This is a genomic window from Phocaeicola sp. RTP21198st1_B8_RTP21198_201120 (assembly GCF_040929485.1).
Lineage (GTDB): Bacteria > Bacteroidota > Bacteroidia > Bacteroidales > Bacteroidaceae > Phocaeicola > Phocaeicola dorei.
Genome location: NZ_JBCOCI010000538.1, coordinates 708 through 1,057, shown reverse-complemented (window position 1 = coordinate 1,057; position 350 = coordinate 708). Strand labels below are relative to the sequence as shown.

Below are 350 nucleotides of genomic sequence, written 5' to 3'. Positions count from 1 at the left end.
ACGTATACTCTCCTTTTGCCTGATAAAGCGGTTTTACAACATCAAAAGGAACCGTTGTCTCCACTATTGGAGCCAAAGTCTTGCCCACAGTAACAGTACGCCAAGGCGTCTCACCCGGTAATGCTATCCCCGGAGAAACCGTACCATTCCCATTTGCTTCACCTTCTTGCGGAAATCCAATGGTATACACTCCTCCTTTGTGTCCCAACAGACGGCTCGCACAATATCCACCATTTACTCCCGTTTCGGAAACAAGCACCCAACCATTATCTCCATTACGAAATAGACAGGGAAATGTATATCCTTCTCCCCAGCCATTTTTCCCTGCGACATCATATGCTGTATAAGAC

1 protein-coding gene is annotated in these 350 nt (G+C 46.6%); it reads right to left on the bottom strand.

Annotated elements, in window-relative coordinates:
* Nucleotides 1–350: glycoside hydrolase family 97 N-terminal domain-containing protein (locus AB5935_RS27905; RefSeq protein WP_368328090.1), on the bottom strand; the 350-nt coding region annotated here is incomplete at both ends.